This window comes from Streptomyces sp. NPDC030245 (assembly GCF_055572995.1).
This window is the reverse complement of record NZ_JBVICF010000018.1, coordinates 56,016-75,972: the sequence shown is the minus strand read 5'-3', so window position 1 is coordinate 75,972 and position 19,957 is coordinate 56,016. Positions and strand designations below refer to the sequence as shown.

Sequence of the window (19,957 nt, the reverse complement as noted above, 5' to 3'; positions counted from 1 at the left end):
ACTGCCTTGAACTGTCCTTACCGGCCTTACCGGACGCCCGGCGCTCGGGCCGGGGGCGGGGGCTGCGATCCTGTGCGGGTGAACGGGATCAAGTGGCGTACCAGCAGGAACCGCTCAGGGAACCGCTCCGCGCGGAGCGGCGAGACGCCCTTCGAGGGGCGGTGGGCAGGCGCGGCGGGCGCCCGGCGAGGCAGCAGCGCACGCGTACGGACCGGTGTGGGCGGCGCGCTGCTCCTCGCCCTGCTCGCGGGGTGCTCGACCGGCGGTCCGGACGGACCCGGCGAACCCGGCGGATCGGGTGACTCCGGTGGCTCCCGTGCCGCCGGCCGCCATGACGTCCGGCAGCCGCCGGTCGACGCCACGTTCGACTACCAGCTGGGCGGCCCGTACGCGCCGCCGTCGAAGGTGCGCGTCGTCTCCCGCGACCGCACCGCCGACCCCGTGCCGGGCCGCTACAACATCTGTTACGTCAACGCCTTCCAGGCCCAGCCGGGCAAGGAGGCGGCGCGCTGGTGGCAACGCGAGCACCGTTCTCTTCTCCTGCGTGACGAGGAGGGCCGCGAGGTCGTCGACGAGGACTGGCAGGAACCCCTGCTCGACATCTCCACCGAGAAGAAGCGCGCGGCCCTCGCCGAGATCGTCGGCGCGTGGATCGACGGGTGCGCGAAAGCGGGCTACGACGCGGTGGAGCCCGACAACCTCGACTCCTACGAACGCTCGGACGGCCTGCTCACCCCCGACGACGCGGCCGCGTTCGCCCGCCTCCTGGCCCAGCGCGCGCACCGCCAGGGCCTGGCCATCGCGCAGAAGAACACCACCGACCTGCTGGACCGCCGCGAACGGATCGGCTTCGACTTCGCCGTGACCGAGGAGTGCGCGCGCTACAAGGAGTGCTCGGAGTACGCGTCCGCGTACGACGGGAAGGTCTTCGACATCGAGTACGTGACGAGGGACTTCGACACCGCCTGTCGCACCTGGGGCAAGAATCTCTCCGTCACACTGCGCGACCGCGACGTCCTGCCCGCGGGCGAGGACGGCCACGTCTACCGGCACTGCTGAGAGCCCCGGCCGCGCGCCCCGGCAGCCAGGGCCGCCAACTCCTCCGCGGTGCGCGGCTCCTCCCCCTCCCCCGCCGCGAGGCCGCACGTACGCAGCAGCTCACCGACGGCGATGCCCCACGGCAGGTGCAGCCCGGCCGCGGCCAGGAGGTCCCGCCGGGCCAGCGTCTCCGCCACCGGCCCCGTCCGCACCCCGGAGGGGGTGAGCAGCGCCGCGTCGTCGGCCCAGCGCAGGGCCAGGTCGACGTCGTGGGTCGCCATGACCACGGTCGTCCCGGCGTCCCGCAGCCGCCGCAGGGTGGCCAGGAGCCGCTCCTGGCCGTCGGGGTCGAGCCCCGCGGTCGGCTCGTCGAGGATGAGCACGCGGGGGCGCATCGCCACGGCTCCGGCGATGGCGGTCCGCTTCCGCTGGCCGTAGGAGAGCAGGTGGGTGGGCCGGTCGGCGAGCGCGGTGATGTCGAGGGCGGCGAGCGCCTCGGCGACCCTCGCCCGGACCTCGGCGTCGGGCAGGCCGAGGTTCAAGGGGCCGAAGGAGACGTCCTGTTCGACCGAGGCGGCGAACAGCTGGTCGTCCGGGTCCTGCACGACCAGCTGCACGGTCGTGCGGAGCCGGGTGAGGCCCTTGCGGTGGTACGCCACGGGGACTCCCTCGACCGTCAGCTCGCCGGAGCCGGGCCGGAGGCCGCCGCTGAGCAGTCGCATCAGGGTGGTCTTGCCGCTGCCGTTGCGTCCGAGCAGGGCGAGGGCGCGGCCCTCGACGACGTCGAAGTCGAGGCCGCTGAGGACGGTGGGCCCGTCCTCGTACGCGTAGGACACCGCGCGGAGAGCGACCACGGGCTCGCTCAGGGCCCGCGCGGCGCTCGTGGCACCCGTGGTGCTCATCGAAGGAACCTTTCCAGGACGAGGGTCAGGGCCACCAGGCCCACGAGGAGTGCCGCGCCCGCGGCGAGGAAGGGCCGGGAGATCCGGGCCTCGGGCACGAGGACGCGCAGGGTGCCGTCGTAGCCGCGCCCGGCGAGCCCGGCCTGTAGCCGGCTCGCCCGGTCGAAGGCGCGCACGAACGCGGTGGCGCCGAGACCGGCGAGGGAACGCCAGGTGGCGGCGCGGGTGGTGTGGCCGAGCCGGGCGGCCTGCGCCTGTCTGATCCGGCCCATGGAGTCCAGGAGCAGGAAGCTCATGCGGTACGTGACGAGTGCCACGTCCACGACCGGCGCGGGCACCCCCGCCTTCACCAGGCGGGGCAGCAGGTCCGACATGGGGGTGGTGAAGGCGAACAGGAGCACGCCGAGCGAGGCCGCGGAGGTCCGCAGGAGCAGTCCGCCCGCGCGCGCCGGGCCGCCGTCCGCGAACGCCACGAACCCGTCGGGGCCGCCGACCTGGACGAGCAGGGTCAGGGCGCCGGTCACGCAGAAGCCGAGCGGCACGCGGTAGGCCCGCCACAGCTTGCCGGGCGGCACGCCCGCCGGGCCGAGCAGCAGCGCGAGCGCCGTGACCAGCACCAGGACGGCGCCCGGCCAGGGCGGCAGCGAGATGGCCAGGACGGTGAGGCCGAGACCGAGCACGGCCTTGTCCACGGGGTGCCGGCGGCGCCAGCGACTGCTGTGCGCCGCCGCGTCGATGGGCAGCACGCCGGGTCAGGCCCGCTCGGTCCCGGACCGGGGGCTGCCCGCGTCGACCGGCTCGTCGGAACCGCCCGCCGCCTCGGACCGCACGGCTTCCGCTTCCGCCCGCGCCTGTTCCGCGCCCTGGCGGCGGCCCTTGCGCAGCCCGAAGTAGTAGGCGAGGACGCCCGCGCCGATGGCCGCCTGGAGGGCGAACAGCGCGGACTCGACCTCCCCGGACGGGGGTTCGTACAGCGGCGAGAACCACGGTTCGTAGTCCGGTTCGAGCTCGGTGATCGCCGTCTCGGCCTGGGCGTCGGCGCCGGCGAACGGCTCTTCCTCGTCGTCGCCGAGACCGAGCGCCAGGGGCAGTACCGCGAGCGCGGCGACGATGAGGAGCAGCAGTGTGTTGATCTTCGCGTTCCGGCTCATCAGGCACTGGCCCCCGTCTGCGTCTCGGACGTCTCGGCTGTCTCGGGCGTCTTGGCTGTCTCGGGCGTCTCGGGTGTCGTGGCGCTCCGCTTGCCCTGGAGCAGTACGCCGAGACGCGTGAGCTCGCCCTTGCTGGACTGCACGAGCAGGCGCATCACCAGGACGGTGAGCAGGCCCTCGCTGACCGCCAGGGGGATCTGGGTGACGGCGAAGATGCCGCCGAACTTGCCCAGGGCGCCCAGGAAACCGCTGCCGGGGTCGGGGAACGCCAGGGCCAACTGGACGCTGGTGACGCAGTACGTGGTCAGGTCGGCGACGAACGCCCCGAAGAACACGGTGACCATGAGCGGCACGTCGTACCGCCTGAGGAGCCGGTAGACCGCGTATCCCGCCCAAGGGCCGATGATCGCCATGGAGAACACGTTGGCGCCCAGGGTGGTGAGCCCGCCGTGGGCGAGCAGCAGCGCCTGGAAGAGCAGGGTGATGGTGCCGAGCACCGTCATGATCGGTGGCCGGAACAGGATCGCCCCGAGCCCGGTCCCCGTCGGGTGCGAGCAACTCCCCGTCACCGACGGGATCTTCAATGCGGATAGGACAAACGTGAAGGCCCCGGAGGCACCGAGGAGCAGCGTGCTCTCCGGGTGCTCCTTGACTTCACGGGTCAGGGAGCGGACTCCGTGGACGACGAACGGCGCGGACGCTACGCCCCAGGCGATCGCGTGCGCCGGCGGGAGGAAACCCTCGGCTATGTGCATGGCTCAGCAGACCCTCTCCAGCACCTCGTGGATGGACAACGCGCCTTGGCCGGTCTCCTGGCTGACGGGTCGTACCGACCGGACTCCGCCTTCCCGGGTGCGTGTGCACCCAGTGGCTGCCGCGAGGGCTGGAGCCGGACTTCCCGATCACAGTGGCGAGGGCCGCACCGGCATCACACCGGATTTCCCGAGCACCAAGGCGTGGTGACACTAGTGCGCAAAGATCTGCCTGACAACTCGCGCGGCGGCCGCGGCGGTGGCACGCCTCGACACGCACCACCACCGCGTACGCCCCTGCTCAGAGGCTCAGCGCCTCCGGCAGTCGATCACGACTCGTCGTTCACCCACAGCTGCCACTTGCCGCTGCTGGGGTTCTTCTTGCAGGCCCACTCGGAGTAGATGGAGTTCCGGCCGTCGGCCTGGCACGCGGACAGGGTGCGGTAGGTGCCCACATAGATCCACGACATCGCGCCGAACTCGTCCGTAGCCTTGGCGGCGGTCTTGGCGGCAGCCTCGCTCGTGCCGGAGGACGCGGTGGCCTTCGGAGTGCTGGTCCGGTGCGTGTCGGCCACCGCGGGCGTCGCCGCGAGCGCGGTGGTCAGCGCCGTCGCGGACACGAGCAGGGCGGCCTTGTTCATGTGACGCACGGAATTTCCCTTCGTCGGAGTGGAGCTGTGGCAGAACGGGGGCGGGTGTCGGCGCCGCCGGCAGCGAGGTGTCCGGCGGCGCCGCCCCCTCCCCCCGTGAGCCGGGATGCTGGTGCGTTCTCCCGGCCCTGCCAGTGTTGGCCGCCGGCCGCCATTGATCGACTCGTTTCGGACTGGCCCGAAACGAAGGCCGCGAGGAGGATCGCCCGGGTGACGCTGCGCATCCACTTCACCGCCGAGGACCTGGCCCGCACCCGACTGGCCTCGGCGCCACGACCCTTGCTCGAACTGGAGATCGCCGTCCGGTTGGTGCAGGAACGCTCCCATCCGGTCCGGTTCGACGCCTGGCGCGGACGGGCGACCCGGCACCTGGTGCCCCGGATGCGGACCTTGTGCGAGTTGATCCCCGCCACCGGCGCGGCGGTGGACTTCCTGGACCTGAGCGGTGAGGGGCACCCGGACGACCTGGTCGACCGGCTGCGCGGGACACCTGCCGACCGGGTCCGGAAGGATCTGCGGCAGTGGGCCACCGGCCGCCCCCCGGGCCTCTCGTCCGATGTCCGCGCGCTCGGCGACGACCCGTCCCTGGTCGGCGAGTTGGCGGACACGGTCGCCCATGCCCATCGGCACTTCATCGCGCCCTACTGGTCACGCATCGACAGGCTCGCCCAGGTCGACCGCACCCGCAGGCTCCAGCAGCTGGCCGGGCACGGCGTCGAGCGTCTCCTGAGCGGGCTCAACCCCCGCTACATCGCCTGGCGTCCGCCCGTCCTGCACCTGACCATGGCTTCCGGGCGCGACGCCGACGTCCGTCTCGGCGGGCGCGGGCTCCTCCTGATCCCCACCCTGTTCGGCTCGCACTATCCCGCTCTGGACGACACCGCCGAGCCCCAGCCGTGGATCACCTATCCCCTGCACGACGACCGGCCGGGCGCGGTGCCCGCCGTGTTCACCGCCGAAGCACTGACCGGCTCCGCCGTCCCGCCCGCCCTGACCGCGCTCCTGGGCCGCACGCGCGCGACCGTGCTGCGCGTCATCGGCGACCACCCGGCCTGCACCACGGGCCAGCTCGCCTCGCACGCCCGTATCGCCCTCGCGAGCGCCAGTGAACACGCAAGCGTCCTGCGCCGCGCCGGACTCACCGCACAGACCCGCGACGGCAAGAGCGTCCGGCACACGCTCACACCGGCCGGACACGTACTCCTCGACGCGGGCACGGGCTGACCGGCCCGCCCGCGCCCCCTACGGGCCCCCGGGAGGCGTCAGAAGAATTCGTCGAGCAGCCGGTAGAAGTCCAGCTTCTCCTTGTCGGCCGTGACCGCCGCCCGCTCCTCGTACCGCCGCAGGAACCGTTCGGCGTACCCGGGTCCGAACCACGGGTCCTCCTCGTGGGCCAACTCCCGCAGCAGGACGGCGAGGTCGGTGTGCCGGTCCGCCCTGCCGAGCCGGACGACGTCGATGACTCCGGTGACGCGGCAGGTGTCGGGGTCGAGCAGGACGTTCTCCGGGGTGAGGTCGCCGTGGGTGACGACCGGGTCCTCCGCCGCCGGGCGGGTGCGGCGCAGCTCGTCGAGGAGGCGCTGCCCGGTCCATCCGGCGCGTTCCTCGTCGAGGTCGTCCAGCTCCACGAGGCCGTCGGCCACGTGGCGTGCGGCCTGCTCCATGGTGACCGGCAGGGTGCGGTCGAACGGGCAGTCGTCCAGGGGCAGTCGGTGCAGGGCCGCTGCGAGGTCGGCGAGCGACTCGGCGACCGCGAAGCGCTGCTCCTGTGGCCACTCGTCGGCGGCCGGCCTGCCGGGCACGGCCTCGGTCACCAGCCACGTCACGCGGTCGTCGGCGCCTCGCTCGACGATGCGCGGCACGGGGATGCCCCGGCCGGCCAGCCAGGCGAGGCGGTCGGCCTCGTCCGCCAGGTCGGAGGGCGGGCCGTCGGACGTGACCGGGGTGGTCTTCACGTACAACTCGGGTGCGTCCGCGCCCGCCCCGGTGAGGTGGTGCACCTCGGCGCCCGATGCGCCGTCCGTCGCGGGGGTCCATCGGTACGCGGCGTACCTGCGCCGCAGATCGCTGCTCATGATCGGCATCATGGCAGGCGAGACCCGCGGCTCCCACCCGATATTTCGGGGGGCGTTGATGCGTTGCCGGCCGACCCGGTGCGCGCTGTCGGTTGCGGCAGTCGGGGCAATCGGAGCGGGCCCCGGCGGCGGGCGCCCGGGAAAAAGAACCGGGCGGGCCGGCCGGGACGTTCCCCACTGGTCAGTGGGGGCGTCCCGGCCGGCCCGCCCGTGCCGAACGGCGGTGTGTCAGCGGCCCACGGGTGCGAGCTCCCGGTCCGCCTCGGCGTCCGGCGAACCGGTGTCGCCGAGGTTCTTGTGGAGCTTCTCGCCCTCCACGTCCACGTTCGGCAGCGCCTTGTCCAGCCAGCGCGGCAGCCACCAGGCGGACTTGCCGAGCAGGGCGAGGACGGCGGGCACGATCGCCATGCGGACGACGAAGGCGTCGAAGAGGACGGCGACGGCCAGACCGAAGCCCATCATCTTGATCATGTCGTCGTTCTCCATGATGAAGCCGGAGAAGACGCTGATCATGATGACCGCGGCCGCGGCCACGACCCGTCCGCCGTGGGTGAAGCCGGTGACGACCGACTCGCCCGGGCGCGCCCCGTGGACGTACGCCTCGCGCATCCGCGTCACGAGGAAGACCTCGTAGTCCATCGCCAGGCCGAAGACCACACCGATCATGAAGATCGGCATCATGCTCATGATCGGGCCCGGCTGGTCGACGCCCACGACGTCCGCGAGCCAGCCCCACTGGAAGACCGCGACGACGGCGCCGAGCGCGGCGGCCACCGAGAGGAGGAAGCCGAGCGCCGCCTTGAGCGGGACCAGGATCGAGCGGAAGACCAGCATCAGGAGCAGGAACGCCAGGCCGACGACGAGACCGAGGTAGGGCAGGAGCGCGTCGTCCAGGGTCTGCGAGAAGTCGATGGTCATCGCGGTCTGGCCGGTGACCAGGATCTCGGAGCCGGTGTCGGAGCCGATGCCGTCGGCGGTCGAGCGGATCGACTTGACCAGTTCCTCGGTCTCGTGGTCGCTCGGCCCGGTCTCCGGGACGACGTTCATGATCGCGGTGTCGCCGGCCTTGTTGGGCTGGGCGGGCGTCACCGCGGCGACGCCGTCGATCTTGGCGATCGAGTCGCCGACGGTCTTGGCGGCCCCCGCCACGTCGGCGTCCTTGCTGACGGTGACCATCAGCGGGCCGTTGAAGCCGGCGCCGAAGGACTCCGACAGCATGTCGTACGCCTTGCGCTGGGTGGTGTCCGGCGCGGACGAGCCCTCGTCGGGCAGGCCGAGCTCCAGGCTGGCGGCCGGGACGGCCACGGCACCGAGGCCGATGACGGCGACGAGGAGCACGGAGAGCGGGTGGCGCAGGACGAAGCGCGCCCAGCGGGTGCCGAGCTTCGGCTTGGCGTTCGGGTCCTGGAGCTCGCTCGCGGACTTCTTGCGGTCCTTGCGGCGCAGCACCTTGCGGCCGGCGAAGCCGAGCAGCGCGGGGATCATGGTGAGCGCGATGAGGACGGCGATCACGACGGTGGCCGCCGCGGCCAGGCCCATCTTGGTGAGGATCGGGATGTTGACGATCGCGAGGCCCGAGAGGGCGACGACGACGGTGAGGCCGGCGAACACGACGGCGGATCCGGCGGTTCCGGTGGCCCGGCCCGCGGCTTCCTCCGGTTCGCGGCCCTCGGCTATCTCCGCGCGGTAGCGGGAGACGATGAAGAGGGCGTAGTCGATGCCGACGGCGAGGCCGATCATCATCGCGAGCGTGGAGGTCGTGGCGGAGAGGTCCAGCGTGCTGCCGAGCGCCGCGATGCCGGAGATGCCGATGCCCACGCCGATGATCGCGGTCAGCAGCGGCATGCCCGCGGCGACCAGCGAACCGAAGGTGAGGATCAGGACGACCGCGGAGATCGCGATGCCGATGAGTTCGGCGCTGCCGCCCATCTCCTGCTCGGCCATGACGGCGTCACCGCCGGTCTCGACCGTCAGGCCCGCGTCGCGGGTCTGGTCGGTGGCCTTGGTCAGCGCGTCCCTGGCCTCGTCGGTCAGCTCGGTGGCGGGCACCTTGTAGGTGACCGACGCGTAGGCGGTGGAGCCGTCCTTGCTGACGGTCTTGGCCTTGAACGGGTCGTCGACAGAGCCGACCTGCGGGCCCTTGCCGATGGCCGCGACCATCTTCTCGACCTCGGCCTTGGGCTTGGCGGAGTCGATCTTCTCGCCCTCGGGGGCGCGGATGACGACTCGGGCGCTCGCACCGTCGGCGCTGGCGTCGGGGAAGCGCTTCTCCAGCAGGTCGAAGGCCTTCTGCGACTCCGTTCCCGGCATCGAGAAGGAGTCTTCGGGCGCGGCAGGGGCGGCCGAGGCGGCGAAGATGGCACCGGCCATCAGCCCTACCCAGAGCAACGCCACATAGCGGCGTCGCCGGAAGGCAAGGCGACCTAGTTTGTACAGGAACGTAGCCACGGCGAAAGGGACTCCCGTCGGGTTCGGCAGGCGTGGACGACCCTCTGCCGGTGCGATCGGCGCACGTCAGCGGGTCCAGCAGGATTCCTCTCCATCCTCACTGCCGATGGGGGGCCGCAAGTCCGCCTGCGAGCCGGACTATCGGCCCACGGTCGCTGTACTGCACTGCGCGCGGAGTCATCCCATGGGAGGAGAGCGGATCTCCCTTTCTAGGCCACAGGGTGCAGTCACGTGTCAACGCTTCTTTCATCATTGGCGCGGAACTTTCGCTTCCCCTTTTCTCCCTCCCCAGCCCGGTCAGCATGTCTGCACCACACACGTATCTTCGCCGGAAGGCGGCGCGCACCCCTGATGGCCGGATTCCGCCTCAGCGTCCGAGCGCCGCCAGGCCCTCGGCCGCCTGGTCCGCCGCCGTGGCGCGGGCCGCGGCTGCCTGCGCGCCCTCTCCCAGCGCGTCGGCCAGCCGCGCCCGCGCCAGCCAGTTGTACGGGCAGACGGGGCGCAGCTGGACGCGCTCGCTCAGCAGGGTGCGGGCCAGTTGGTGGCGGCCCGCGCGCAGGGCGGCCTCCAGCAGCGTCTTGTGCACGGCGTCGCGCTGGGCGTGGCTTCCGCCGTACTCGTTCAGGCGGTGCCGTACGGGGAGCAGGAGGTCCACGGCCCGGTCGTACTGCTGCTTTCCGTAGGCGATCAGCGCGCGGCACACGGGCAGTCCGACGTCCGCGGTCATCGCGTGGTTCGACAGGCGCGGTCCACTGTCCGCGACGTAGCGCTCGCGGTCGCGCACCAGGCGTTCGGCTTCCGCGATGCGGTCCGCGCCGGTGTGGGCCATCACCGCGTGCACGTCGTTGAAGGCGTAGTACGCGCCGTCGTGGCGGGCGGCCCAGGCGTCGGCGAGCCGCTGCCACCGGTCCCCCGCGTCCTGTCCGGCGAGGTGCAGCCGCCACAGGAGCGCCGCGGCGTCCAGGAGCTCCATCGCCGCGCCCGTCGATCCGGCGTGGTGCAGGGCGCTGTCGTAGATCTCCAGTACGCGGGAGACGTCGCCGGCCTCCAGGGCGTAGAGGCAGTAGTGCCACCAATTGTGCACGTTCAGGTAGTTGCCCGCCGCCCAGTCCGCGGCGCGCGCGTCCAGGTAGCGGATGCCGTCGGCGAACCGGCCCTGCATCTCGTAGGTGTGCACCACGGCGTGGATGGCCCACACGTCGCGCGGCCGCCGGTCGACGGCCGCAAGGCCCGTCTCCCTGGCCTGTTCGTAGTGGCCGGCTTCCTCCAGGCCGAAGGCGTACATGCCGAGGACTGGGCCGTAGTGCGGGTCCGCCGTGTCCCAGGCGGAGAGCGCGCCGCCGATGCGGTCGCGCAGCCGTGGCGCGTTGCCGGTGAAGAAGTCGATCTGGTGGCCGACGGCCAGGGCGAGCACGTCGCGCGGGTACTCGACGGAGATCTCGCCGAGCAGGCGGCCCGCCCGGTGGAGGTCGCCGTCGAGCCAGGAGGTGGCGGCGGCGACATGCATGCGTTCGCGCGGTGTCATCCCGCCGCGGTGGACGTGTTCCTTGAAGCGCTCGAAGGTGCCGCGGGCGTCGGCGGCGTCCTTCTCCTCGGTGCCGAGCAGGCCGAGATGGGCGGCGAGGACCTGGCCCATGACCGAGCGCGGCGCGGCGGCCAGCACCCGGCCCGCCGTGTCGGCCACCTCGGCGCGGAAGAACAACAGGTGTTCCAGGGCTTGCTCGTAGAGGTCGACGGCCTCGGTGCTGGTGTGTGACATCGGGTGACCGTGCCGGTCGCCTGCCATGGTCGGCTCCTTCCGCGGGGCGGCGCCGAGCGGCCCGGTGTGCGGTCCGCCGGCGGCGGGAAACCAATCCTGCCCGCCGCGGCGGCGCTTGACGCACCGTGACCGGTGCGTGCCGCGCGGCGGGAGCGGCCACCACAGGCACTCTGGCATCACCGCTGCGGGCGGCCTACCTTGGCAGCGGTGGACGCACCACTCGAACGGCTTGTCATGCACTTGTCCCTTTTCTCCCGGCAAGAGGCACGAGGTGAGCCATGTTCCTCCGGCACAGACCCCGCGCGCACACGCGCTCCGCACCAGGACGTCCGGCCCGGCGCACCACCGTCGTCGCCGCCGTCCTCGCCACCCTGGCGGCCGCCGCCGTCGGCACCGCACGGGCGACACCCGACGACACCGGGCGGCCCAGCGAGGCCCGGCCCTCCCTGGCCCGGCCCATCGACCCGCAGAACTGGCGCAACCCCGACGACATGACCTGGCGCGAGTACCGCTCCGTCCCCGGCACGAACTGGGCGGACCCCGGCCTCGAACCCACCGACAAGACCTTCAGGGGTGCACTGGTACTCCTCGACTATCCCGACGAGGAGTTCACCGTCAGCAGACCGCCCGGCTCGACGGTCTTCGGCAACCCCCAGCCCACCGCCGCCAACGTCCCGCGCGGGCAACTGCCCAAGTTCTACGAGGACTTCCTCAACAAGCCGGGCGCACTGAACCGCGGCCACACCATCAACGAGTACTGGATGGAGGACTCCGGCGGACGCGTCGGAGTCGACCTGGAGGCCTTCGGCGTGTACCGCATGCCGTTCAAGTCCTTCCAGTACGGCATCGAGCCCGCCATGAACCCCGGCGCCTGCCCGACGAACACCACCTGCGGCAAGGACATCCGCACCAACGGCAGGGCCGCCTGGGTCGCCGAGGTCGGCGAGCGGAAGGCCGCCGAGTTCGACTTCGTCTTCTACCTCACCGCGGGCCAGGACGAGTCCTCCACCTGGCAGGAGTTCGGCCAGATGAAGTTCGGCTCCGAGGGGCAGGTACCGGCCGCCTGGGGACCGCCCTCCCCCATCGCATCCGGCGGCAACTCCGCCGCCACCCGCTATGTGCCCTGGACCTCCTGGCAGGCCGCGGCCCGCATCTGGCCCAACGCCACCGCCGGCTCCTCCACCCAGGCTGAGAGCTCCGGCATGGGGGTGTACGCCCATGAGCTCAGCCACATCCTGGGCATCGGCGACAACTACAACAACCCCTACGGCAAGCCCCTGAGCCGCGCCTACACCGGCATCTGGAGCATGCTCTCGCGCGGCTCGTTCAACGGTCCTGGCGGGCCGCACACCCGCTGGAAGATCCCGGCCACCGAAGGCGGCTCGATGGGCTCCCAGCACATCCTGCGGGACAAGCTCCAGCTCGGCATCGTCGACGAGAAGAACGTGCTGCGTCTGGACCGTGACGCGCTCGACGAGTCCGGCGTGGCCGTCGCCAGGGTCACCGCCCGCTCCGCGCCGCCCGGCGCGAAGGGCCTGGCCGGCGTCAACATCGCCATGTCACGCGACCTGTCCCCGGCCTGCGACCGCGACACCGACCCGCTGTGCGACGGCGGCGGCTACCAGAACTACACCCTGGAGGTCGTGGACCGCATGGGCATGGACTCCTTCACCCCGGACAACGGAGTGCTGATCACCAAGACCAAGAACGAGGACAGGGCCCCGTTCGCCTGGGTGATCGACGCCCACCCCGAGGACATCGGCATGGTGGACTTCATCCGCCCCGACGGCACCCCGCAGAAGATCACCATGGGCGACTACCGCCAGCTCAGCGACGCCCTCTTCCACGCCGGTACGGACTCCGGCAGTTCCTACGAGTACGTCGACCGCGCCAACCGCCTGCACTTCTACGTCACGGACATCCACCGCACCCGCTCCGGCGTGCTCTCCTACACGCTCGCCGTGAAGTCCCTGGACGGCGCGGGTCCGCAGCGCCGCGGCACCGCGCTGGCCCGCGGAAAGGCGGCGGGCGACCCCGTCAAGAGCCGCGCCACCTGCACCTTCCCGCTGACCAACACCGGCCGCGCGCTGGCCGATCCGCCGGGCGACCACCCCGAGGACGTCACCCGCTACCTCGACTCCGACGTCTACCGGCTCTCCGCCAAGGCCACTGGCCGCGGCTGGTCCGCCTGGCTGCCCAACAAACTGGCCACCGCCAGGGCGGGCGCCACGGTCGAGGTGGACGTCGCCGTCGCCGCGAAGCCGGACGCCCGACCGCAGGGCCGCCTCACCCTCACCGCCCGCTCGGTGAGCGACCCCGACAAGACGGCCGAGGCCACCTGCACGGTGGCGAGGAAGGGCGGCCGCTGACGGAGCGTTCCTCCGCCCCTTGTCAGGCCGTGGGCCGCAGGGGGCGGAAGAAGTCGCGCAGTTCGCGCGCCACCTGGTCCGGTTCCTCGTGGGCCATGAAGTGGCCCCCGTTGCGCGGGGTGCTCCAGTGGCGCAGGTCCGTGAAGACGCGCTCGGCGAGGCTCTTCGGGTAGTGCGTGAAGGCCGGTTCGTGGCTGAGGGTGACGGCGCCGGGCACGGTGATGGGCGGCACGGGCGTGTTGTGCCGTACGTAGTCGTAGTACTGGCGGAAGGAGGAGCCGATGCTGCCGGTCGCCCAGTAGAGGGTGGCGACGGTCAGCAGGGTGTCCTTGTCCCAGCGCGCCTCCAGGTCGCCCGCGCAGTCGCTCCAGTCGCGGTACTTGTCGATGATCCAGGCGAGCAGGCCGGCCGGGGAGTCCCGCAGCGCGGCGGCGAGCGTATCGGGCCGGGTGCACATGATCTCGCTGTAGCCCTGGTCCTCGGCGTCGTACGCGTCGAGGTGGTCGAGGTAGGCCTGCTCCTCGGCGGTCGGCGGCCGCGCGTCGAAGTCGGCGGAGACCACCGCCGAGGTGATGTGCACGCCCACGACCTCGTCCGGGTACAGGGCGCCGAGCCACTGGGTGACGCCTCCCCCGATGTCCCCGCCGAAGGCGCCGAAGCGGCGGTGGCCGAGGGTCTTCGTCATCAGCTCGTGCCAGATCCCCGCGACGTTCCGGCGGGTGAAGGGGCCTTGCGGCAGCTCGGAGTGGAGGAAGCCGGGCAGGGAGGGCACGACCACGTCGAACGCGTCGGCGGGGTCGCCGCCGTGCCCCGCCGGGTCGGCGAGCCGCCGTGCGAGGGGCAGCATCTCGACGTAGCTGCTCGGCCAGCCGTGGCTCAGGACCAGCGGCAGCGGCGTGGGCGCGCCCTCGGGCCGCACCCCGCGCAGGTGCACGAAGTGCACGCGGGAGCCCGCGACGTCGGCGACGCGGTGCGGGAAGGAGTTGAGCGCGGCCTCGGCGGCGCGCCAGTCGAAGCCGTCCGCCCAGTAGGAGACGAGCTCGCTCAGATAGCCGGGGTCGGTGCCCGCGGCCCAGTGGGTGGGGTCGGAGGCCGCGGTGAAGAGGGTGCGCCGAAGGCGCGTGCGCAGGTCGTCGAGGACGTCGTCCGGGACGGATACGTGGAAGGGCGTGGCGTTCACGGTGGTTCGGTTCCTTTGCTCAGGAGGATGCGATGTCGAAGGTCTCGATCGCTGGGGCGCTCCTGGCGGTGGCGCCGAGCCCGTGACGGGGGACGTCAGACGGGGCTGGGGACGCGGACTGCGGTCAGGAGGGCCCGGACAAGGTGGTGCGTGCTGTGTCGCGCGGTCATCGGGCTCACCTCCTCGCGTCTGTCGTGCGGCACGGCGCCGGTGGGGCGCGCGCTTCGCCGGTGATCATACACACGTACGACCGAGCGGCCTCTGGGATTTTTCGTCGTCCACTGCCGCCCCGAAGCCGGCGTCCGACGTCGTTCCGGAGTCCTAGGACCCATGGACGGTGCGGGGGCCGCCCGAAGGTCGTGGTCCCGGGGATGGCCGCCCGGCGACACTGGTGCCCATGGACACCGAACAGATCGACGCCTACCTGCGGCGCATCGGCACCGAACGCCCCGCGGGCCCCACGACGCGAGCCCTCCGCGACCTGCATCTGGCGCATCTGCGGAGCGTTCCCTTCGAGAACCTCTCGGTCCACCTCGGTGAGGACATCGAGCTCACCGACAAGGCTTTGGTGACGAAGGTGGTGGACGGGCGCAGGGGCGGCTTCTGCTACGAGCTCAACGGCGCCTTCGCCGCCCTCCTGAGGGCCCTCGGCTTCGATGTCACCCTGCTCCAGGCCCGGGTGTACGACGACGCCGGAGAGCCCGGCATCCCCTACGATCACCTCGCTCTCCGCGTGCGCACCGAGGACGGCGGGGACTGGCTCGCCGACATCGGTTTCGGCGCCCACAGCCATCTGCCGCTCGCCTTCGCCGACCGCGGCGGGCAGACCGACCCCGGCGGGACGTTCCGCATCGCGGAGGCTCCGGAGGGCGACCTCCAGGTCCTCAAGGACGACAAGCCGCAGTACCTGGTCGACCGGCGCCCGCGCGCGCTGGCCGACTTCAAGGCGGGCGCCTGGTACCACCGCACCTCGCCGGACTCCCACTTCACTCGCTCCTTGGTCTGCTCCCGCATCACCGAAAGCGGCGGCCGGATCACCCTGGCCGGACGCACCCTGACCACCACCGAGGACGGCGAGCGGCACACGACCGAGCTGTCCACGGAGGCGGAGGTGCTCGCGGCGTACGACCGGCACTTCGGCATCGTGCTGGAGAGGGAGCCGCGGATACGCGAGGCCCAGTGATCCGGTGACGCCGGGCGGCGCGATCCGGTCGCGGGACGGCGATGACTTCCGGGCGGTGCGAGAGTCCACACAGGCAGACAGGAAGGGCGGACAGGACCGCCGCGTACCGACAGGAGAGCGCCATGCCCAGGATCACGCCCAGCCTCTGGTTCGATGTGCAGAGCGAGGAAGCGGCGAAGTTCTACGTCTCGGTCTTCCCGAACTCGGAGATCAAGAACGTGTCGTACTACGGAGAGGGCGGCCCGCGGCCGGCCGGCACCGTCCTGACCGTGGAGTTCTCACTCGACGGACAGCCGTTCACGGCGATCAACGGCGGCCCGGAGTTCACGTTCGACGAGGCCGTCTCCTTCCAGATCGACTGCGCCGACCAGGCCGAGGTCGACCACTACTGGACGAAGCTCTCCGAGGGCGGCCAAGAAGGCCCCTGCGGGTGGCTCAAGGACAAGTACGGCCTGTCCTGGCAGGTCGTGCCCGCCGTGCTCGGCGAGCTCCTCACCGACCCGGACTCCGGACGCGCGCAGCGCGCCATGCAGGCGATGCTGGGCATGGGGAAGCTGGATGTGGCGGCGCTGCGGGCGGCGGCGGACGGCCCGGCGTAGCGGAACCGCGTCCGGGCCCCCGCGCCGCCCGGCGTTTCCGGCACCGGCGCGCCGCCCCCGCGCCCGGCTACGCCTTCCGCGCCAGGACCAGGCGCCAGCGGGGACTGCCGTCGGGCCGCCGCCCGAACTCCTCCAGAGGGTGCAGCCGCACGTCGAAGCCCGCGTCGACGAGGTCCTCGCGCACGCCGCCGAGCGGGAAGGTCCGGTAGTACATGACGAACGGCGGCCGCCACAGGCGGTTCCGCACGCGCATCACCCCGTCGAAACCGAGCAGCGCCCAGTACCAGGGGGAGGTGACGGGCTGCGGGGCGCCGATGGGGAACGCGAAGAGGCCGCCGGGGCGCAGCGCCCGGTGGACCCCCGCGAAGAGGGCGGGCCGCTCGGCGGGCAGGAAGTGGCCGAACGCCCCGAAGCTGACGGCGAGGTCGAAGCCCGCGGAGAACGGCAGGGCGCGGGCGTCGGCCCGCACCCAGTCGACCGCGGGCCCGCCGGGGCCCGGTCCCGGCACCGTCTCCGCGGCGGCCGCCAGCATGCCCGCGCTGAAGTCCACGCCGGTGACGCGCCGACGGCACAGCGGCAGCAGCGCACCGACGCCGGCGCCGGTGCCGCAGCACACGTCGAGGCCGTCGTCGAAGGGGCCGAGGGGACGCAGCGCGTCGGCTGTCGCCCGCAGGAATCGGCCAGGCGTGCGGAAGGGCGTGCGGTCGAATTTCGGGGCGAGCAGGTCGTACCCGTGCTCGGTGGACGAGAACGCCTGGACGGCGAGTTCACGCAGCGTGGGACCCTGGGAGGAGAACATCGGCTCCAGGGTAGTCAGCGGGGCCGGCGCACGGGTCCACGGTGGAGCGGCGCCGTGGCCGGATACCGCCACGAGGTCTACCGGGGGGTGGCAGGGGTCGGGTAGAGGTGCACGTCTGCCCCAGACCCGCTCCCCTCTCCCGGAGGTGCCCCATGGCCGCAGACCGGCACAGGACAAGGACCGCATCGGGCAAGACCCGGTTCGACGACATCTACGACCGGCCGGACCCGCGCGCCTACTTCCGGACGCTGGCGCCCTACGAGTACGAGATACCGCAGCACGCCCAGGCGGTCTTCCGCCGCACCCGCGAGCTGCGGGCCCGGCTGTCCGGCGGCGAGGGCCCGGTGACGGTCCTGGACCTGTGCTGCTCGTACGGCATCAACGCGGCGCTGCTCAACCACGACCTGACGCTCGCCGACCTGTACGCGCACTACACGTCGGACGAGGCCGCCGCGCTCACGCCGCACGAACTCGTCGTACGCGACAAGGAGTTCTACGCCTCGCGGCGCCGCCCCGACGCCACCCCGGTCATCGGGCTCGACCTGGCGGAGAACGCCACCCGCTACGCCCTGGACGCGGGCCTGCTCGACGAGGCGTACGCCGAGAACCTGGAGCGGCACCCGCCCAGCCCGCAGCTGTGCCAGGCGGTCGCCCGCACCGGCCTGATCACGGTCACCGGCGGCATCGGCTACATCTCGCACCGCACTTTCGACACGCTGCTCGACTGCGCCCGGCTGCCGGTGTGGGTGAGCGCCTTCGTGCTGCGGACGGTGCCCTATGGACGCATCGCCGAGACGCTGGCCGCGCACGGCCTGGAGACCGTGACGGATTTTTCACGGACCTATACGCAGCGGCTCTTCACCAGCCCCGAGGAGCGTCGCGACGCCCTCCGCCAGGTGGTGCTGGCGGGTGAGGACCCCGAGGGGTACGAGTCGGAGGGCCGCTACCACACGCGGCTGCACGAGTCGCGTCAGAGCGTCAGGACGTAGCTCGTCCCCGGGCGGCCGTCGAGCCGGACGTCCCCGTCGGGCACGAAGCCGGCGCGGACGAGCACCGCCCGTGAGCCCGGGTTGTCGAGCGTCGTGGCGGCACGCAGCACGGTCAGGCCGTACGCGGTGGCGGCGAGGTCGCGGAGCTGCCGGACGGCCCGGGTCGCAAGGCCGCGGCCCGCGGCCTTCTCCGCGACGCGGTAGCCGAGCTCGGCGCCGCCGTCCGCGACGTCGACGAGGTTGACCCGCCCGACGATCTCGCCACCGTCGTCCACCAGCACGTGGAAGAAGCACGCCCCCGTCGCCTGCTCCGCCAGGAGTGCGCGGTGCCGCGCGTCGAAGTCCCGGAAGTAGGCGTCCCCGCGGTCGGGGACCGACGCGGCGAAGTAGGCCCGGTTGGTCTGCTCGAAGGCGAGCAGCGCGGGGGCGTGGTCGGGCCGGAGGAGCTGGAGCTCGGGGGTGGTTGAAGGTGCGGGCATGCGACAACCTCACGCAGGGCCGCCCTTGCCCGGCCGTACCTGCTCGTACATCGCCACGAGCACGCCGTGCACCGGCTCACCGGCCGCGTCCTCCTCGGTCTCGTCGACGAGCCGGGCCAGGGTGTCGGCGAGTTCCCTGGCCTTGTCGGGGCTGAGACGCACATGCCGCAGGGAGAGGGTGGTCCGCGGCGACCGCCCCAGCTCCTGGGCCACGGCGCCGAGCATGGCGGCGGTCCCCTCGGTCCGCGGCTCGGCGACGGCCATGCGTTCGGCCACCCGCTGGTAGTACTGCTCGGTGCCGCCCCTGACCTTGCGGGTCTCGGCGACGCGGACGAGTCCGGCGGTGCGCAGCACCTTCAGATGGTGTGCCACGTTCCCCTTGCCGGTGTCCAGGCGTGCCGCCAACTGGCTGGTGGTGGCGGGCTCATGGCCCAGCATGAACAGCAGTCGCTGCCGCAGGGGATGCGCGAGCGCGGCGTGCTGCTCCGGTGACTCGATCTCGACGGTCTGGTGCGGCGGGGGCGGTTGAGGCGGCGGGCACGGCTGGGGCTGATCGGGCATGCGTCAAGTGTCCAATGTTCTTGACGCTTTCGGAAGAGGGCTGTTCTACTCCTCTGCCATGACCACCGTCACCCAGCGGCTCAGCGTCGCCCCCGTAGTCGAGGCGACCGCCCAACTCGTCGACAGGCACTATGTGTTCCCCGAGCTCGCCGAACAGCTCGGCGTATTGTTGCGGTCCCGCCTCGCCGACGGCGCGTACGACGTGGAGGACCCCGCCGACCTGGCCCGCCTGGTCACCACGGACCTCCAGTCCCTCAACGGCGACCTGCACCTGCGCCTGAAGCACCACGCCCAGGAGGTGCCCGCCGAGCAGGGCGCGGCCGCCCTGTCGGCGCTGCGTGAGAAGTTCGACTCCTCGCTGGGCGGCGCGCCCCGGGTGGAGCTGCTGGACGGCCGGGTCGCGCTGCTCGAACTGGGCCCGGCCATGTTCCCGCTGTCGTGGTCCGCCGGGCCTCTGGGGGCCGCGCTCACCCTGGTCGCCCCGGCCGACGCCCTCATCCTCGACCTGCGCGGCAACACGGGCGGGGACCCCGACACGGTCGCGTTCGTCTGCGCGCATGTGCTGGACGGGCGCACCCACCTCAACTCCATGTACTGGCGCGAGGGCGAGCGTCTCGAACAGTCCTGGAGTCCCGCGCACGTGCCGGGCGCCCGCTTCGGCGGCAGCAAGCCGCTCTACGTACTGACGAGCGGCCGCACCTTTTCCGCCGGTGAGGAACTGGCGTATGACCTCCAGCAGTTGGGCCGGGCGGTCGTCGTCGGGGAGACGACCGGTGGCGGGGCGCATCCGCGCGAGGGGTGGACGGTGCATCCGCACCTGGAGGCGACCATTCCGGTCGGGAGGGCCGTCAATCCCGTGTCGGGGACCAATTGGGAGGGCACGGGCGTACGTCCCGATGTGCCCTGCGCCGCTTCCGACGCCCGCGACCGGGCGCACGCGCTGGCGCTGGAGCGGCTCGACGCGGGGGACGTCGAGCCGCGTCCGCAGGCGGCCGGCCCGGCGGGTGCACCGGTGGGCTGACC

19 protein-coding genes and 1 riboswitch are annotated in these 19,957 nt (G+C 72.3%); of the genes, 7 read left to right on the top strand and 12 right to left on the bottom strand.

The annotated features are described in order from the left end of the window. Positions 1 to 216 precede the first annotated feature (216 nt). The gene (locus ACZ4Z4_RS36285) at positions 217 to 1,059 is read left to right on the top strand and encodes an endo alpha-1,4 polygalactosaminidase (protein WP_468337729.1); all 843 of its coding nucleotides are present in this window, start codon (positions 217 to 219) and stop codon (positions 1,057 to 1,059) included. On the opposite strand, the gene ACZ4Z4_RS36280 is transcribed toward ACZ4Z4_RS36285, so the two are convergent. The 5 genes from ACZ4Z4_RS36280 to ACZ4Z4_RS36260 form a co-directional block, all read right to left on the bottom strand. Further along, positions 1,044 to 1,940 (bottom strand): energy-coupling factor ABC transporter ATP-binding protein, encoded by an 897-nt coding sequence (locus ACZ4Z4_RS36280; protein WP_468337409.1) that lies wholly within the window; start codon positions 1,938 to 1,940, stop codon positions 1,044 to 1,046. The two genes, ACZ4Z4_RS36285 and ACZ4Z4_RS36280, sit on opposite strands and share 16 nt — an antisense overlap. Then, entirely contained in the window at positions 1,937 to 2,686 is a 750-nt protein-coding gene (gene cbiQ / locus ACZ4Z4_RS36275; RefSeq protein WP_468337406.1) for a cobalt ECF transporter T component CbiQ, read from the bottom strand. Before cbiQ ends, ACZ4Z4_RS36280 begins: the two co-directional genes overlap by 4 nt. Before the next feature lie 6 nt (positions 2,687 to 2,692). After that, positions 2,693 to 3,091: an energy-coupling factor ABC transporter substrate-binding protein gene (locus ACZ4Z4_RS36270; RefSeq protein ID WP_468337403.1), complete on the bottom strand. Its 399-nt coding sequence runs from the start codon at positions 3,089 to 3,091 to the stop codon at positions 2,693 to 2,695. Then, positions 3,091 to 3,846: an energy-coupling factor ABC transporter permease gene (locus ACZ4Z4_RS36265; protein WP_468337400.1), complete on the bottom strand. Its 756-nt coding sequence runs from the start codon at positions 3,844 to 3,846 to the stop codon at positions 3,091 to 3,093. Before ACZ4Z4_RS36265 ends, ACZ4Z4_RS36270 begins: the two co-directional genes overlap by 1 nt. 30 nt (positions 3,847 to 3,876) lie before the next feature. Next, positions 3,877 to 4,060, bottom strand: a riboswitch (cobalamin riboswitch). 112 nt (positions 4,061 to 4,172) lie between these two features. Continuing rightward, on the bottom strand, positions 4,173 to 4,484 hold the full coding sequence (locus ACZ4Z4_RS36260) for a hypothetical protein (RefSeq protein WP_468337397.1): 312 nt from the start codon (positions 4,482 to 4,484) through the stop codon (positions 4,173 to 4,175). Positions 4,485 to 4,703: 219 nt separating this feature from the next. On the opposite strand from ACZ4Z4_RS36260, the gene ACZ4Z4_RS36255 reads away from it, so the two are divergent. Continuing rightward, entirely contained in the window at positions 4,704 to 5,717 is a 1,014-nt protein-coding gene (locus ACZ4Z4_RS36255) for an ArsR/SmtB family transcription factor (protein ID WP_468337394.1), read from the top strand. 38 nt (positions 5,718 to 5,755) lie between these two features. Here ACZ4Z4_RS36255 and ACZ4Z4_RS36250 read toward each other — a convergent pair whose 3' ends face one another. The 3 genes from ACZ4Z4_RS36250 to ACZ4Z4_RS36240 all read right to left on the bottom strand — a co-directional run bounded on the left by ACZ4Z4_RS36250 (position 5,756) and on the right by ACZ4Z4_RS36240 (position 10,802). Next, the gene (locus tag ACZ4Z4_RS36250) at positions 5,756 to 6,571 is read right to left on the bottom strand and encodes an APH(3') family aminoglycoside O-phosphotransferase (RefSeq protein WP_468337726.1); all 816 of its coding nucleotides are present in this window, start codon (positions 6,569 to 6,571) and stop codon (positions 5,756 to 5,758) included. Between the two features lie 225 nt (positions 6,572 to 6,796). Further along, entirely contained in the window at positions 6,797 to 9,016 is a 2,220-nt protein-coding gene (locus tag ACZ4Z4_RS36245; protein WP_468337391.1) for an MMPL family transporter, read from the bottom strand. 367 nt (positions 9,017 to 9,383) lie between these two features. Further along, positions 9,384 to 10,802, bottom strand: a complete 1,419-nt coding sequence (locus ACZ4Z4_RS36240) for a tetratricopeptide repeat protein (RefSeq protein ID WP_468337388.1) — start codon at positions 10,800 to 10,802, stop codon at positions 9,384 to 9,386. Between the two features lie 251 nt (positions 10,803 to 11,053). On the opposite strand from ACZ4Z4_RS36240, the gene ACZ4Z4_RS36235 reads away from it, so the two are divergent. Further along, on the top strand, positions 11,054 to 13,144 hold the full coding sequence (locus ACZ4Z4_RS36235; RefSeq protein ID WP_468337385.1) for a M6 family metalloprotease domain-containing protein: 2,091 nt from the start codon (positions 11,054 to 11,056) through the stop codon (positions 13,142 to 13,144). A gap of 22 nt (positions 13,145 to 13,166) precedes the next feature. Here ACZ4Z4_RS36235 and ACZ4Z4_RS36230 read toward each other — a convergent pair whose 3' ends face one another. Then, positions 13,167 to 14,324, bottom strand: coding sequence for an epoxide hydrolase family protein (locus ACZ4Z4_RS36230; RefSeq protein ID WP_468337382.1), 1,158 nt, complete (start codon positions 14,322 to 14,324; stop codon positions 13,167 to 13,169). 397 nt (positions 14,325 to 14,721) lie between these two features. On the opposite strand from ACZ4Z4_RS36230, the gene ACZ4Z4_RS36225 reads away from it, so the two are divergent. Continuing rightward, positions 14,722 to 15,507, top strand: coding sequence for an arylamine N-acetyltransferase family protein (locus ACZ4Z4_RS36225; protein ID WP_468337380.1), 786 nt, complete (start codon positions 14,722 to 14,724; stop codon positions 15,505 to 15,507). 122 nt (positions 15,508 to 15,629) lie between these two features. After that, complete coding sequence (locus ACZ4Z4_RS36220; protein WP_468337377.1) at positions 15,630 to 16,106, top strand: VOC family protein; 477 nt, start codon at positions 15,630 to 15,632, stop codon at positions 16,104 to 16,106. A gap of 67 nt (positions 16,107 to 16,173) precedes the next feature. On the opposite strand, the gene ACZ4Z4_RS36215 is transcribed toward ACZ4Z4_RS36220, so the two are convergent. Then, positions 16,174 to 16,905 (bottom strand): class I SAM-dependent methyltransferase, encoded by a 732-nt coding sequence (locus ACZ4Z4_RS36215; protein ID WP_468337374.1) that lies wholly within the window; start codon positions 16,903 to 16,905, stop codon positions 16,174 to 16,176. 152 nt (positions 16,906 to 17,057) lie between these two features. On the opposite strand from ACZ4Z4_RS36215, the gene ACZ4Z4_RS36210 reads away from it, so the two are divergent. After that, positions 17,058 to 17,894 carry a hypothetical protein gene (locus tag ACZ4Z4_RS36210; RefSeq protein WP_468337371.1) on the top strand — a complete coding sequence of 279 codons (837 nt, stop codon included), beginning with the start codon at positions 17,058 to 17,060 and terminating at the stop codon, positions 17,892 to 17,894. Here ACZ4Z4_RS36210 and ACZ4Z4_RS36205 read toward each other — a convergent pair. Together ACZ4Z4_RS36205 and ACZ4Z4_RS36200 are read right to left on the bottom strand one after the other, a co-directional pair. Continuing rightward, a complete protein-coding gene (locus ACZ4Z4_RS36205; RefSeq protein WP_468337368.1) occupies positions 17,876 to 18,373 on the bottom strand; it encodes a GNAT family N-acetyltransferase in 498 nt (165 codons plus the stop codon). The two genes, ACZ4Z4_RS36210 and ACZ4Z4_RS36205, sit on opposite strands and share 19 nt — an antisense overlap. Positions 18,374 to 18,382: 9 nt before the next feature. Next, positions 18,383 to 18,934, bottom strand: coding sequence for an ArsR/SmtB family transcription factor (locus tag ACZ4Z4_RS36200; protein ID WP_468337365.1), 552 nt, complete (start codon positions 18,932 to 18,934; stop codon positions 18,383 to 18,385). Positions 18,935 to 18,992: 58 nt separating this feature from the next. Between ACZ4Z4_RS36200 and ACZ4Z4_RS36195 the strand changes: the two genes are divergently transcribed. Next, on the top strand, positions 18,993 to 19,955 hold the full coding sequence (locus ACZ4Z4_RS36195) for a S41 family peptidase (RefSeq protein ID WP_468337362.1): 963 nt from the start codon (positions 18,993 to 18,995) through the stop codon (positions 19,953 to 19,955). Positions 19,956 to 19,957: the final 2 nt, after the last annotated feature.